This is a genomic window from Methanoculleus frigidifontis, from assembly GCF_030464345.1.
Classification (GTDB): Archaea; Halobacteriota; Methanomicrobia; order Methanomicrobiales; family Methanoculleaceae; genus Methanoculleus_A; species Methanoculleus_A frigidifontis.
Map to the genome: position 1 here is coordinate 97305 of NZ_VCYH01000001.1, position 13869 is coordinate 111173.

General features: G+C 61.5%; 12 protein-coding genes. 8 read left to right on the top strand and 4 right to left on the bottom strand.

What is annotated here, in order from left to right; all coding sequences use genetic code 11:
• The first annotated feature begins 4 nt into the window (after window positions 1-4).
• The 4 genes from FGU65_RS00485 to FGU65_RS00500 are packed head-to-tail and all read left to right on the top strand — an operon-like array spanning window position 5 to window position 4645.
• Window positions 5-1969, top strand: a complete 1965-nt coding sequence (locus FGU65_RS00485) for a chemotaxis protein CheA (RefSeq protein ID WP_301662912.1) — start codon at window positions 5-7, stop codon at window positions 1967-1969.
• Window positions 1970-1980: 11 nt separating this feature from the next.
• Complete coding sequence (locus FGU65_RS00490) at window positions 1981-2589, top strand: chemotaxis protein CheC (protein ID WP_301662440.1); 609 nt, start codon at window positions 1981-1983, stop codon at window positions 2587-2589.
• 17 nt (window positions 2590-2606) lie between these two features.
• Complete coding sequence (locus FGU65_RS00495) at window positions 2607-3098, top strand: chemotaxis protein CheD (protein WP_301662441.1); 492 nt, start codon at window positions 2607-2609, stop codon at window positions 3096-3098.
• Entirely contained in the window at window positions 3083-4645 is a 1563-nt protein-coding gene (locus FGU65_RS00500; RefSeq protein WP_301662442.1) for a ligand-binding sensor domain-containing protein, read from the top strand. Before FGU65_RS00495 ends, FGU65_RS00500 begins: the two co-directional genes overlap by 16 nt.
• Before the next feature lie 71 nt (window positions 4646-4716).
• On the opposite strand, the gene FGU65_RS00505 is transcribed toward FGU65_RS00500, so the two are convergent.
• Window positions 4717-6489, bottom strand: a complete 1773-nt coding sequence (locus tag FGU65_RS00505) for a ribosome biogenesis/translation initiation ATPase RLI (protein ID WP_301662443.1) — start codon at window positions 6487-6489, stop codon at window positions 4717-4719.
• 6 nt (window positions 6490-6495) lie between these two features.
• Complete coding sequence (locus FGU65_RS00510) at window positions 6496-6858, bottom strand: EMC6-like membrane protein (RefSeq protein WP_301662444.1); 363 nt, start codon at window positions 6856-6858, stop codon at window positions 6496-6498.
• A gap of 380 nt (window positions 6859-7238) precedes the next feature.
• Between FGU65_RS00510 and rqcH the strand changes: the two genes are divergently transcribed.
• Both rqcH and FGU65_RS00520 read left to right on the top strand, forming a co-directional pair.
• Window positions 7239-9125 (top strand): ribosome rescue protein RqcH, encoded by a 1887-nt coding sequence (rqcH, locus tag FGU65_RS00515; RefSeq protein WP_301662445.1) that lies wholly within the window; start codon window positions 7239-7241, stop codon window positions 9123-9125.
• Complete coding sequence (locus FGU65_RS00520; RefSeq protein WP_301662446.1) at window positions 9122-10147, top strand: mRNA surveillance protein pelota; 1026 nt, start codon at window positions 9122-9124, stop codon at window positions 10145-10147. The genes rqcH and FGU65_RS00520 overlap by 4 nt, the downstream gene beginning before the upstream one ends.
• Before the next feature lie 15 nt (window positions 10148-10162).
• Here FGU65_RS00520 and FGU65_RS00525 read toward each other — a convergent pair whose 3' ends face one another.
• Complete coding sequence (locus FGU65_RS00525; protein ID WP_301662447.1) at window positions 10163-10894, bottom strand: peptidylprolyl isomerase; 732 nt, start codon at window positions 10892-10894, stop codon at window positions 10163-10165.
• 346 nt (window positions 10895-11240) lie between these two features.
• On the opposite strand from FGU65_RS00525, the gene FGU65_RS00530 reads away from it, so the two are divergent.
• The gene (locus tag FGU65_RS00530) at window positions 11241-12668 is read left to right on the top strand and encodes an ATP-binding protein (protein ID WP_301662448.1); all 1428 of its coding nucleotides are present in this window, start codon (window positions 11241-11243) and stop codon (window positions 12666-12668) included.
• Between the two features lie 41 nt (window positions 12669-12709).
• The gene (gene cyaB / locus FGU65_RS00535; protein WP_301662449.1) at window positions 12710-13237 is read left to right on the top strand and encodes a class IV adenylate cyclase; all 528 of its coding nucleotides are present in this window, start codon (window positions 12710-12712) and stop codon (window positions 13235-13237) included.
• Here cyaB and FGU65_RS00540 read toward each other — a convergent pair.
• Entirely contained in the window at window positions 13227-13868 is a 642-nt protein-coding gene (locus FGU65_RS00540; RefSeq protein WP_301662450.1) for a metallophosphoesterase family protein, read from the bottom strand. The two genes, cyaB and FGU65_RS00540, sit on opposite strands and share 11 nt — an antisense overlap.
• Window position 13869 lies beyond the last annotated feature (1 nt).

Genomic DNA, 13869 nt, shown 5'->3' on the forward strand with positions numbered 1-13869 from the left:
GAACATGCTCGATGAGGAGATCTACCGGAAACTGTTTGTGGAGGAGTCGCGCGAGAACCACGAGACCATCGTCAATAGCCTCCTCGCCCTTGAACACGGTGAAGATGCGGCGGCAATCGACGAGATCTTTCGGTCGGCGCATACGCTGAAGGGCATGTCGGCATCCATGGGTTTCGACGATATGGAGCGGCTCTGCCATTCGATGGAGGATGTCTTCCAGCTCGTCAGGAACGGACAGCGTACAGTGACGCCCGCCCTCACCGATCTCCTCCTCCGGTGCACGGACGTGATCGAGGTGATGCTCGACGAGATCGAGGGCGGCGGCGATCCCTCATCCGAGACAGCGGAGATCCTCATCAAAAGCCTGAAGGCTTTCAGTGATAAAGGCACGGACGAAGCAGCCTTTGATGCGTTGCCTGACGGCGGCGGCGCGGATGCGGAGCCTGCCATGATACCGGTGGCTATGGAGGATCCCGATGCCGATGCGTCTCCTGTGTATACGCTCCGCATCACCCTCGATCCTGCGTGCGGGATGAAAGATGTGCGGGCACTGGTCATTCTGCAGAACCTGGAAGAACTCGGGAGTATTCGTGCGACGACGCCGTCGCGCGACCTGATCGAAGACGGCATGTTCGGCGAATCCTTCTCTCTCCGGATTGCGAGCGATGCCGGCGAAGAGGCGCTAAAGACGGTTGCTTCCGGCGCTGATGTCACCGCTGTTGAAGTCTCTTTGTATGAACAGGAGGCGGCCGCCGCCGATGCCGATCCCCGGCCAGATCTCGAATTTGAGGATATTCAGGCGCCGCAGAAGCCCGGAAAGAGCGAGAAGGCACGGGAGATCAAGAATATCCGGGTGGATATCCATCGCCTCGACCAGATGATGAACCTCGTCGAGGATCTCGTCATCAACCGGGGTCGTCTTGAGCAGATTGCGCGCAAACACGGCATCAAGGAGTTTGACGAGGCTCTCAGCATGGTCGGCAGGTCGGTCTCGGACCTCCAGAACCTGATGATGGGTATCAGGATGATCCCGCTCGAGCGGATCTTCAACCGGCTTCCCCGGGTCGTCCGCGATGTCGCGAATTATGACGGGAAAGAGGTTGAATTCATCGTTGACGGAGGCGATACGGAACTTGACCGGAGCATGATGGACGGGCTGAACGATCCGCTCCTGCATATCATCCGCAACGCCGTCAATCACGGCATCGAACCCCCGGATGTCCGTGAAGCAAACGGGAAACCGCGCAAGGGTCTCCTGAAACTGGTCGCCCGGCGCGATAAGGACAATGTCATCATCGAGATCGAGGACGACGGCAGCGGGATCGATCCCGAGAAGCTCCGGCACTCCGCCGTCGAGAAAGGGCTCATGACCGCCGAGGCGGCGCGGACTGCACAGAAGGAGGAGCTTATCGGCCTGCTCTTCCAGCCCGGCTTCTCCACGGCCGAGAAGATCACCGATATCAGCGGGCGGGGTGTCGGGCTCGATGTCGTGAAACGGGCAATTGAATCGCTCAAAGGGACGATCCGGGTCGACTCCACGCTTGGGAAGGGCACGACGTTCGAGCTCGTGCTCCCGCCGACCATGGCGATCGTCGATGTCATGATGGTGCACATCAACGATCGGCGGTGTGCGATACCCGTCAGCAATGTCGTGGAGGTCGCCACCGGTCGCCAGGACGCGATCCACCATATCGGCTCGACGGAGACCATCCTGCTCCGGGACAGTCTTCTGCCGATGCACCGGCTCGAGGATATGTTCGGGGCATCGTCAAAGGGCAGCGATACGCTGGTGGTTTTGCAGAATGACGGGAAAAAGTGCTGTATTGTTGTTGATTCCGTCGAAGGGCAGCAGGAAGTGGTTGTGAAACCCTTGAGCCGCCTGGTGGGAAGCTGCCGCGGGATCAGCGGTGTTACCATCCCCGGTGATGGGGATGTGGTGCCGGTTCTCGATGTGAATACAATGGTGTAGGTGAATCTTCAATGGAACTTGATATCTATCAGACGGATGCTCTGAACGAGCTTGGAAATATCGGCGCCGCCCACGCTGCAACGACACTCTCGCAGATGCTGATGAGCCCGGTCGAGATGACCGTCCCGCAGGTGAAGGTCGTCGATATTGCGGACGTCTACCAGTACATCGGCGATGAAATATCTGCCCTGGTAGTCTTTCAGATCCAGGGTGATCTGGCCGACGGCGGCTACCTCGTCGTCAGCATGCCGAAAGGAGCGGTCATCCAGCTGACAAACCAGATGCTCGGAACGACCGATCTCGACCGTGACCTGACCGAGATGGACCAGAGCGCCGTCATCGAGATCGGCAACATCATGATATCGGCGTTTCTGGATGCGACCGCCGAACTGCTCGGAATAATCATGCTCCCGTCGCCGCCGGCACTCGCCGTCGATATGGCGCATGCCGCGTTTGAGTCGATCATCGCACAGATGGCTGCCGACGTCAACGAGGTCGTGATCTTCAGCACGGAGCTGAAGACCGATGCCCCCCCTGTGTACGGAAGCATTTTCCTGCTCCCGAACCCTGCATTACTCACCGAGATACTCAGGCTTCTTGAAGAGCTTATCGCAACGTAACGCCGGTTTTGAAGCTCATGGACAGACGCTTTTCTGTTGAGGGAAACGCGGTGATCATCGGTATCGGTGATTACCGCGTCGGGTCGTTCCCCATGGCGACGGTCGGACTCGGTTCGTGCGTCGCACTGATCCTGTACGACGCGCGGCGGTCGATCGGCGGGCTCGCACATGTCATGCTTCCGGCGAGCCGCGGGGAGACCGATCGGCCGGGGAAGTTTGCAGATACCGCTCTTGCCGTGGTGCTGCGCGAAATGGAGGATCTCGGCTGCGTGAAGACGTCCATCGTTGCAAAACTCGTCGGCGGAGCGAGCATGTTTGAGTATTCGGCTGCGAACCTGAATATCGGCGAGAGGAATGTCGAGGAGATCCGCGCGCTTCTGCAGTCGCGCCGGATCCGGATCGAAGCCGAGGAGACGGGCGGCAAGGTCGGACGATCGGTGATGTATCGCCCCGGCGACGGGGGTCGGATCACCGTCAAAAGGGCTGATGGCAGATGTGTCGACCTCTGACTCCTCTGTTTCTTCTTCTTTTGTGCGTTCCTGCGGTTGCCGGCGCTCCTCTCCTCTTCATTCCCCAGTCCGATCAGCTGATCGTCTCCGAGAATGTCAAGGATATGGTCAACGGGCATCACGGTGAGGTTATCTTTGCCACGGACGCCGGCGTTGCGATCTACGATTCTGCCGGGGAATGGCATTCGGCGCGGATGAACCGGAACAGCAGCGTGGGTCTCCTGAGCGATATGGTGACCGCCGTCGAGTACGATCACTCCGGCAGACTCTGGATTGGGTTTCCCGATGGCCTGCAGGTCTATGACGGTGTTCTGTTTCAAACGATTCAGGACCAGCAACTCCTAAAGAACCTCTGTATCAACGACATCATCTGCCGGGGCGATGAGGTCTGGGTTGCGACAGGGCATTCCGGACTTCACCGCTACGCGAACGATACCTGGACGTGGTTCAAGCCCTACGCTGAGACGGAGCTCGGGTGCCGCGAGATCCTGAGCATGGCGGTCGACCCGGCCAGCGACTCGCTCGTGGTCGTTTCCCGGGGGGAAGGGGTCTGGGTGTTCCGGAACCGGTCGGAGGCGGCAAAGTTTGAGGAGGTGGCCGATGCGGGCGGAGCACGCCTCCTGATGCAGCAGGTGCGCCCCGACCCCTTCGGCGGTGTGCTCCTTGCGAACGAGACGGCCGTCTGGCGATATACGGCCTCCGAAGGGCTTGAAACGGTTCTCACCGTCGACGATCTCGGAGAGCGGCAGAACCGGATCAACGACGTTGTTGCAGACGCTCACGGGCTGCTGTACGTCGCGACCGATCGGGGCATCTTCGGCTGGGGCAGGGACGGCATCGAGCTGCACCTGACGGCAGGGGACGGTATCGGGTCGGATATTGTGAAGGCAGTCTTCCTCGACTCGGCGGGGAGGTGCTGGTTCGTCGTCCCCGGAGCAGTCGGGTACCTTCCACCCGCCCGGGAGACGCAGCCGATCGGTATCGCGGCCCCGCCCGAAGGTGCGGCACCGGCGGCCGGGCAGGGCCGCGTCCCGGTGCCTGCCGTTACGGCTGCGGCGGTGACCGGAGCCGCGCGCGAGGTGGTGGCTTCCGCTCCTGTGCAGGAGGCGGCCGGTCTTCCCGCCGGTGCAGCAGAACCCTGCCTGCCAGTTCTCCAGGGTCTCGAAGCGCTTGCGGGCGAGGCTGTCGGGGACTCGGTGACGACGCTGCAGCGGTCGATCAATGCCCTCTGCATCCGGCTGCTCGGAACGCCCCTCCTCCCGGAGGTGCCCGAGGAGGCCTCCCCGGTGGTGGAGATGGCCCGGAACGGCACGGCCAATCAGACGCCGGGATATATCGAGGGGATCGGTGACTCTGTCCGGGGGATCTTCTCCGCAGACACCAACGAAACCGGGCAACTCAACGGTTCGGGGGTGCACAATCTCATCGACCGCTACGCCCCGACGGGCATGGGCGTCAGCAAGGACGACCTTCACGGCCTGATCAACCGGAGCCAGGACGATCTCCGCGCTCTCAATCGGAGCAGCGGTGCCACGCCGCCGTTCTGACGGCGGAGGTTCCCCGCCCGTTTTCTTTTGTAAAAGTGATTGCTCTCCGGCTCCGGAGAGCCGGTATCGGTTCAGCTCTTCGAGATATCGGCGTAGTAGTAATCGCCGGCGGCGACCTGCTCCCGGTCGAGGTAGGAGCCGGGTTTGTTGATCCGCGGCCTGCCGCTCTTGTCCCGGCGGAAGGTGATGCCGAGCTGGTGGAGGAACGTGTTCATGCCGTCGGCCATCGAGAACGGCCCCGCAGCCTCACCGTGGATGCCGGGTTCGCCGTCGAAGACCAAAATCCGGTCACTGATCATGTCGATCAGGTAGATGTCGTGGTCGATGACGAGGGTGCTCGAGTTGCGGCCCTCCGCGTGTTTGCGGATCAACCGTGCGATCTTCACCCGCTGCTCGACGTCGAGGTGGGCGCTGGGCTCGTCCAGGATGTAGAGGTCGGCGTCGCGGGAGAGGCAGAGCGCAATGGCAAGCCGCTGCAGCTCGCCGCCGGAGAGGGAACTTGCCGTCGACTGGAGGATCGGTTTGAGGCTGAGCGGCTCGATGATCTCGTGCTGGTAGTAGGAGGTATCGAACCTCGTCGTGCACTGCCGCAGGAGCATCTCGACCGTTGCTTCCGTGTCCCCCTTGATGTACTGCGGCTTGTACGAGATCCTGACCTGCTGATCCATCGCTCCGGTATCCGGCTCCAGGACCCCGGCCAGAAGCTGCGCGAACGTACTCTTGCCGATACCGTTCGCACCGACGAGGCCGAGCACCTCGCCGCACCGGATCTCTCCCCCGCCGATATGCAGGGAGAAGGTATCGTACCGCTTGGTCATCTCCGGGAACTTTAGCAGCAGTTCCCGGGTGACGTCGCTCTCGTGCGCCCGCTGGTCGAAGGTCACCGCGTATTCGCGGAACCTGACGTTCTCCTCCGGGAGGTATCCTTCGAGGTACTGGTTGATCCCGACCCGCACGCCCTTCGGGTAGGTGATGATGCCGTACACCGACGGCTGGCCGTAGGCGATGTGCACGGTATCGGCCAGCATATCCAGGATGGCGAGGTCGTGTTCGACGATGATCACGGGGCGCTTTTCGGCGAGCTCCCGGATCAGGTTCGCCGCTGCCATCCGCTGATAGATGTCCAGGAACGGCGTGATCTCGTCGAAGAAGTAGAAGTCCGCTTCCCGCGCCAGGCAGGCGGCCAGCGCCACCCGCTGTAGTTCACCGCCCGAGAGGGCGGTGATCGGCCGGTCGAGGATCGGCCGGAGCGATAATCGGTCGATGTAGGAGTCCAGTGCGCCGCGTTCATCGGTGGTGGCGAGAAGCTGGCTGACGGTGCCGGAGAAGACCTTCGGGATGTGGTCGATATACTGCGGTTTGAGCGCTACCTTGACGTTCTTCTGTGAAACCGTCTGGAGGTAGTCGAAGAGCTCCGAGCCGGCGTACTGCTTCAGCACATCCTTCCACCCGACCGCACCGTCGGGCTCGCCGAGGTTCGGCACCAGATGGCCGGAGAGGATCTTCACCGCGGTACTCTTTCCGATACCGTTCGCTCCGAGGATGCCCGTCACCTTTCCTTCAATGGGGATGGGGAGGCCGTAGAGAATGAACCCGTTCGTCCCGTAGCGATGGGTGGGCTGATCCAGTTTCTCCGGGAGATTGACGATATCGATTGCCTCAAAGGGGCACTTTCTGACACAGATGCCGCAGCCGACGCAGAGCTCTTCGGAGATGACGGCCTTGTTATCTTCACCTATCAGAACAGTCTCATCACCGGTCCTGACACGGGGGCAGTACAGGATGCACTCCGTTCCGCATTTGACCGGGTGACAGCGATCTCTATGGACAACTGCAATGCGCATGGCTCTTCACAGCACGGATGATGTCAGCAGGAACGTCCACGTCATAAACCAGAGAGTGAACGTCATGAAACCCTGGTAAAACCAGTCTTTCCCCCGCAGTTCCATATAATCTACTCTGGTCAGCATAAAGATGTGTTTCTGAAAAACAATGCCTGCAAGCAGAAGGATCACCCCGATGATGGCGGTGGGCTGGAGGCCGGTTGCCATATCGACGTCGCCGGAGAGGTAAAAGGACAGGCCTCCGGCGATAATGCCCATGAAACAGGCAACAACGGTACGTTTGATGCGGTTCTGATGCTCGGCCTGTTTTTCTGCGCGGGTTTTCCCCGCTTTCTTCTCGGTCTTTGCCTCTATTGCCTCATCGCTCATTGTGACACCAGTGGAAGATGATTCCTGCAGCAGGATGCATGATATATGAGAACCGGCCCGCCCGGTGCCGATGCTCCCTCCGGCAGGTTTGAAAGTTTCATCCGCGGACGGACAATATCACTATAGAATAGGGGTCTCTCCGGTTATAAAGGTGAGTCACCTGCAGGATTTTGTTCCGCACCCGCCCGGCTCCGGCAACACGTTTCCGGGAGCAGAATCAACAGGGGCAGCTTCCACGCTCTCCTGCGGTGCCGAAAGCTGCTCTGGGAAAGAAGAGGGGCCTTGGGAGAGGCGTCACCCCCGGTTTTTCACCTGCACCCGCATGCACCTGCCGGGTCAAACGCTTTTTTAGGAACCGGGTCGTACAGTATTCGGAACCAATGGCAACACTTCAGGGAATGAGCGGGGTGGATCTCCGGGCAGTCGCTATGGAGCTCAACGCCCGAACACCGCTCTGGATCGGAAAGATCTATCAGTTCGACGAGAAGACGATCGGCATCAGGCTGAACGGTGAAGACCGCACGAAATATCAGTTCCTGGTGGAGGTGGGGAGGCGTGCTCATTTGACGGCCGCATTCCCGATTCCGCCGAAAAACCCCCCGAGTTTTGCCATGCTGCTGCGCAAGCATCTTGCGGGCGGTCGGGTTCTCGGGTTCGAACAGCTCGGGATGGAACGGACGATAGCCATCGATATCGGGAAGAAGGATACGACATACCACCTGGTCTTCGAGCTCTTCGACGAAGGGAACGCGGTGCTCTGCGACGAGACGTGGACGATCGTAAAGCCGCTCTGGCACCACCGGTTCAAGACCCGTGAGGTCGTCCCCGGCGCACACTATGCCTTCTCCGGAACGGACTGCTCCTCAATGGGGGTCGACGAGTTCCGATCGGTGCTCGTAGGGTCGGACCGCGATATCGTCCGGACGCTTGCCGTCGCCTGCATGCTCGGCGGCCGGTACGCCGAGGAGGTCTGCAGGCAGGCCGGCATCGACCGGGCGCTCCCGGCGGCGGAGGCGGATCCCGCGGCGGTGCACGCCGCCCTGGGCAACCTTCTCGGTGCGGCCGCCGATGCGCCGGAGCCGGTGATAACCTCCTCGGGGTGCTGGCCGATTGCTCTCGGAGACGAGCCGGTCGTCGAACGGTTCACGACCTACAGCGAAGCGCTCGATGCATTCTATCCGCAGACCAGAAAAGAAGAGGCGAAGGCGGAGAAACCGCGGCTCTCGCAGGAGGAGATCATCCGCAGACGGCAGCAGGAGGCTATCGTCGGCTTCGAGAAGAAGATCGAACGGTACGAGCGGATCGTCGAGCGTCTCTACGAGAATTATACCCTGGTTGCCGACGTCATCGGCACGCTCGATCAGGCCAGCAGGCAGCACTCGTGGCAGGAGATCGAGACGATCCTGCGGTCGAGCGGCCATCCTGCGGCCCGGGCGGTCCGTGCGGTGCATCCGGCGGATGCGGCGGTCGATCTCGACCTCGGCGAGCCGGTCAAAATCTTCGTGCACGAGACGGTGGAACAGAACGTCGGCCGCTACTACGACCTGATCAAGAAGTTCAAGAAGAAGAAGGCGGGTGCGATCGCCGCGATGGAGCGGCAGATCGTACGGAAACCCTCCCGGAAAATACAGATAACCGTTCAGAAGAAACGGTGGTTCCACCGGTTCCGCTGGTTCTCCACCTCCGACGGCGTGCTGGTTATCGGCGGCAGGGATGCATCCCAGAACGAGGAACTCGTCAAGCGCTACATGGAGGGTGGGGATACCTTCGTCCACGCCGACGTCCACGGCGGCAGCGTCGTCATCGTCAAAGGGCCGACCGCAGATATGGATGAGGTCGCCCGGTTCGCCGCCTCCTACTCAAACGCCTGGAAAGCAGGCCACTTTGCGGCGACGGTCTATGCTGCACGCCCCGATCAGGTGAGCAAGACCGCGGAGTCGGGTGAGTTCGTCGCACGCGGTGCTTTTGTCGTCCGCGGCGAACGCACCTACTACCGGAGCGTCCCGCTCGGTATCGCCATCGGCCTCCAGCTGGCGCCGGAGGCGGCCGTCATCGGCGGACCGCCTTCCGCCGTCACCGGGCGGGCGAAGGTCTCGGTCATGCTGCAGCCGGGCACGTTTGAGCCGAACGATACGGCAAAAAAGGTCGTACGCGCACTCCGGCAGCAGCTGGGCGAGGATGAGTGGAAAAGCCTGAAGAATATCCTGAATTCCGAAGCGGTGGCGGCATTCGTGCCTCCCGGCGGGTCGGATATCGTCGAATCATGAAAGCGGAGTATCTTGAGATCAAGCGTTCTTATGGCGAGATACGGCTCTTCCCGGAGACGCTCGACGACATCTGGCATCTTCGGCACCTGATCGGCCCCGGCGACCTCGTCTTTGCCACGACCTTCCGGAGCGTCGAGTCGGCGAGCGACAAGCTCCGCCCCGAGAAGGCGGAGAAAAAGCCGGTCAGACTCGGCATCCGGGTAGAGAAGGTGGAGTTTCACCATCATGCAAACCGGCTGCGGATCACCGGGGTCATCGAGAGCGGCGTCGACCTCGGTTCCCACCATACCCTGAACTGCGAGCCCGGGTACGAGATCTCGGTCATCAAGCACTGGCGGCCGGTCGACCTCGAGCGGGTTGAGCGGGCGGTTGCGGCCTCGGTCTACGGGGTCGTGCACATCGTGAGTGTTGAGGAGGGAGAGGTGGAGATCTTCCGGCTCCGGCAGTTCGGCCCCGAGCATGTGACGACGATAACCCTCGGGCGCAGCAAGGGGGCCGATCAGGAGAGCCGTTCGACACTTTTTGAGAGGACGCTCGAGTACATCGGGGACGTGACCGGGCCGCTGGTTGTTGCAGGTCCCGGTTTTGTGAAGGATGACTTCGCACGGTTCGTCCGCGCCCAGGCGCCTGATCTCGCCGAGCGGATGGCGGTGATCGAGACCCGGCGGGTCGGGCGGGGCGCGGTCCAGGAAGTGGTGGGGCTCGGCGTCCTCGAACGGCTCACCGGCGACCTCCACCTGGCCCGGGAAGTTCGGTTGATGGACGAGGTGCTGACGCGTATCGCGACAAACGACGCGGTGTCGTATGGTGTCGGTGAGGTCGAGCGGGCGATCGACTACGGTGCCGTCGAGACGATCCTCGCCGTCGATGCGCTGCTCCGGGACGAGCGGGTGCAGTCCGTCATCGAGCGGGCGGAGTTTCTCAACGCAGCGGTCGTCGTGATGAGCACGGAGTTCGAACCGGGACAGCGCCTCGAGGCACTCGGCGGTCTTGCGGCGCTCCTGCGCTATCGGATCGAGTAAAAATAGATTGAGGAATTATTCCTCTGGCTCTTCGCTTTCTGTTTCTTCCGGTGCTTCTTCCACAGCCGCCGGCGCCGCCGGCTTCTCCGGCCGCTTGAAGACCTCTTTCATCACGATCTCGTTGACATCCTCCATCCACTCGAAGATCTCGCGGATGAGCGTGCCTCTCCAGACCATCCAGCGGCGGTCGTAGGCGATGGCGGGCGGGAGGAGGAACTCGGCCGTGCCGTCGGCGATGGTGAACTCGATGTCGTCTCTTCCCGTATAGAGCTTGATCAGGCCGCGGATCTGCTCTTCAGGAGCCTCGACCTTCTCCTCGATCGTGTAGTGGTAGGTGAGCGTCTTTCCTGCGAGCGGGTGGTTGAAGTCGACGACCGCCCTCTTGCCGATGACGTTGACGACGACACCCTCGCGGTTCTCGACCTCGATCCGCATGCCGACCTTCGGTTTCTCACGGAACTGCGATGTCGGGAAGGAGCGGACGGCAGACTCATCGTGCTCGCCGAACGCCTTCTCCGGCGGCACCTCGGCATCGCCTTCGTCCCCGACCTCTTTGCCGATCAGGGCCTCTTCAAGCCCGACGATCACGTGGTGGCTGCCGACCCGGATGGTCACCGGCCCGTACTCGGCCTGCGGGTTGTGGATCCCCTCTTCTTTTGCAACCTCGTCTGAGGTGGTATCGAAGACATTGTCCCCGAAACGTCCGGTGTACTTGAGTTTGATAAAATCTCCTTCTTGAATAGCCATTGTATTCACCTGAATCCGGATACCCTCTCGAAGGTTTCGGCGAACGCAGAATCCCCCGGGTATCACGCAGTTTCAATTGTTCCATTTCATTTGTTTCGAATGGTATTTATAGGTGATTCTCCCCGGGGCCGGATGCTGATGGAAAAGCGTCCGTTTGCCCGAATGGTGAACATATGCAAGACATCCCGGAAGAGCGCCTGCCGGGATTGTGCGGAGCGGGACACGGGATGCCGCCGCCGGCACCGGCGGGACGGATCCCGGCAATGCACTACATTGAAGTAGGCGCAGGATCACGGTGGGCAGAAAACCTGGAGGGGATGCAGGTATGGAGCCGGTGGTTTTGGAGGTGCAGAGGAGCCGATATGCACCGTGCCCGCCGGAGAAATTCGCCGGGCGCACGACGGAGCGAAGACGGATCCGGGAGATACTCTCCGGGCCGCCGGACGCAGGCCGGGCGCTGGTGGTATCGGGTGCGGCCGGCGCGGGGAAGACCTCGCTGCTGCACTGGATTGTCCACGAGGCCGGGAGGGATAGGGCAGTTCTCGGCTGGTTCTCTCCGACGGAAGGGCTGATCTTCTCGGCCTGGCGGGAGGTCCTGGCCGGGATGCGGGGATCCGGGTTCCGGAGCGCGGAATCGGAACCTGCCCTGAAGGCTCTTGCCGATCACCTCGACCGCTACACCGCGCCGGTTCACCCGGTCGGCATGCTTGCCCGGGTCGGCGAGGAGGTGATCGGCGTCTTTGCCGACATCGGCGCCGCAGGGTTCGATGAGGTCGTATCAGCATCTCTCGCTGCGTTTGAACGTGTCGGCGACGCAGCACGGCAGAGCGGCGGAAGACTGGTGCTTCTCCTGGACGACCTGCAGTGTGCATCGGAGCCGGACTTCCGGCTGGCGCTCGAGCTCATGCGGCATCTTCCCGCGGGTATCGTCATAGTGGTGGCCTGGGAGGGCGGCGACGGCGACGACGGGCGATACCGGGCACTGCAGTCTGCGGGCGGAGAGGCGATGCCGCTCTCCACGCTGGACGGCTCCGGTGTCCGGGAGGTTGCCCGGCGGCGGTTCGACATCGTGATTGCGGAAGAGACCGCGGAGATGCTTGCCCGCGAACTGTGCACCCCGTTTGGCCTTATCGCTCTCTTCAGCCTCCTCCTGATACGGAAGCGGGCGCCGGACCGGGAGTCCGTCGCCGCCCTTCTCCCTGAGATCGCAGACCCGGCGGCACGGGTGTACATCGAGGCGGAACCGGTCTGGCAGCAGCGGGCACGCACCCTGAGTATCCTGAACCCGCCCGTCCCGGGCGTTATAGCGGCATGCATACTGGAGACCGAACGGCTCAGCCTGCAGCGGATTTCTGCAGAGCTTGAGCAGAGTCCCTTCTTCCGGCGGGCAGGCGCGAACACGTACGACTTCGCGCACCCGCTGCTCCGGGAATGCTGCAGAGCGATGGTGTCGGAGAGGGAGCAGACCGACCTGCACGCCGATGCGGTGCGATGCTTCGAGCGGTTCGCTGACCGGCTCTCTGACCGGCAGCATGCCCTCGTATCGCTCGCAGTTCACCTCATCGGTGCGGGGGAGTATGCCAAGGCATTCGCCCTCTGCCTTGAGCTCGGGCGGCGCTACTGCGAGATCGGGGCGTACGCCGCCGCCCGGAGGCTGACCGATCAGGCGACTCTGGCCGCAGAGAAGGAAGGCGATACCGGTTCACTGGCTGCGGCACACGAGCAGCAGGAGAGTATCCGGCGTGCCCGCAGCGGGGCCGGGGAGATGTGGTGATTTATAAATGCAGGGCAAACATCTACAGACGTGATCGAAGTATGCTGGAAGTTGAACTGAAATATCCCGTACCCGACCTCGCGCCCATCCGCAGGCAGCTCTCTGCATGGAACGCACGCCCGTGCGGCAGACAGCACGAGCGGGACGTCTACTACAACGCACCGCACCGCGACTTTGCAGAGACCGATGAGGCTCTCAGGGTCCGGTACACCGGCGGAGACTGTTTTGTGACCTATAAGGGTCCGAAGATCGAGCTCAAGGGCACCAAGGCCCGTGAGGAGTACAATCTGCAGGTCGAGTCCGGTGCCGCATGCGAGGAGATCTTCGGGCGCCTCGGCTTTCAGCCGACTGCGGAGGTGAACAAACTCCGTGAGATCTTCGAGCTCGACGATGCCACGGTCACCCTCGACGAGGTGGACGGGCTCGGCACGTTCATCGAGATTGAGGTGCTTGCGGAAGAGAATGAAGAAGACGCTGCCGACCGGGTCACTGCACTGGCAAAAGAGCTTGGTGTAGAGGGTATGCCGCTCTACACATCGTATCTGGAGCTGATCCTCTCTAAACAGTGATCAGCTCGATGCGGATATCTTTGGGTTCCGCTCCGAAGTGGATCAGTGCGCCGTAGCCCTCTGAGGCGGGACCCGGGTTGACGATCTTGACGCCGTCGACCTCGGTAACTCCCCGTGCCTCGTGGATGTGCGCACAGCAGACGAGATCGAAGCGCTTCATATGTTTTCGAATACTCTGGCTCCCGACAGGTTTGTCCCCGACGTTGTCCAGGGTCTCATAGGGCGGAGCGTGGGCAAGCAGCACATTGTGGACGTTCGGTTCCATGACGCCGACGATACGTGTCAGCAGAGCATCGATCTCTTCTTCGCTCAGTTCGAATGGTGTGCCGAATGGTGTCGCGTTTGAGCCGCCAAGACCTGCGAGTGTGACCTTTCCGAGCGCCATCCACGAGTTGTGGAGATTAACGGCATCGGAACGTTCGATTACGTCGATGATCTCACGGGGATCGCAGTTTCCGGGAACCGCAAGGCACGGCACGTCAATGTTTGAGAGTACCGATTCGACAGGTTCGAGCGGGCCGAAATTGGTGATGTCGCCCGCAATAATGACTGCATCGTAGTCATAACCCTGGAAATTCTGCAATTTTCCATATTGACCATGCAGATCTGCTAGGAGTAGCACATCCATCATG

Bases quoted from the DNA above. Each gene is read 5' to 3' on its own strand.
- FGU65_RS00485 (WP_301662912.1), top strand. From the start codon at position 5: ATGCTCGATGAGGAGATCTACCGGAAACTGTTTGTGGAGGAGTCGCGC.
- FGU65_RS00490 (WP_301662440.1), top strand. From the start codon at position 1,981: ATGGAACTTGATATCTATCAGACGGATGCTCTGAACGAGCTTGGAAAT.
- FGU65_RS00495 (WP_301662441.1), top strand. From the start codon at position 2,607: ATGGACAGACGCTTTTCTGTTGAGGGAAACGCGGTGATCATCGGTATC.
- FGU65_RS00500 (WP_301662442.1), top strand. From the start codon at position 3,083: ATGTGTCGACCTCTGACTCCTCTGTTTCTTCTTCTTTTGTGCGTTCCT.
- FGU65_RS00505 (WP_301662443.1), bottom strand. From the start codon at position 6,489: ATGCGCATTGCAGTTGTCCATAGAGATCGCTGTCACCCGGTCAAATGC.
- FGU65_RS00510 (WP_301662444.1), bottom strand. From the start codon at position 6,858: ATGAGCGATGAGGCAATAGAGGCAAAGACCGAGAAGAAAGCGGGGAAA.
- rqcH (WP_301662445.1), top strand. From the start codon at position 7,239: ATGGCAACACTTCAGGGAATGAGCGGGGTGGATCTCCGGGCAGTCGCT.
- FGU65_RS00520 (WP_301662446.1), top strand. From the start codon at position 9,122: ATGAAAGCGGAGTATCTTGAGATCAAGCGTTCTTATGGCGAGATACGG.
- FGU65_RS00525 (WP_301662447.1), bottom strand. From the start codon at position 10,894: ATGGCTATTCAAGAAGGAGATTTTATCAAACTCAAGTACACCGGACGT.
- cyaB (WP_301662449.1), top strand. From the start codon at position 12,710: ATGCTGGAAGTTGAACTGAAATATCCCGTACCCGACCTCGCGCCCATC.
- FGU65_RS00540 (WP_301662450.1), bottom strand. From the start codon at position 13,868: ATGATGGATGTGCTACTCCTAGCAGATCTGCATGGTCAATATGGAAAA.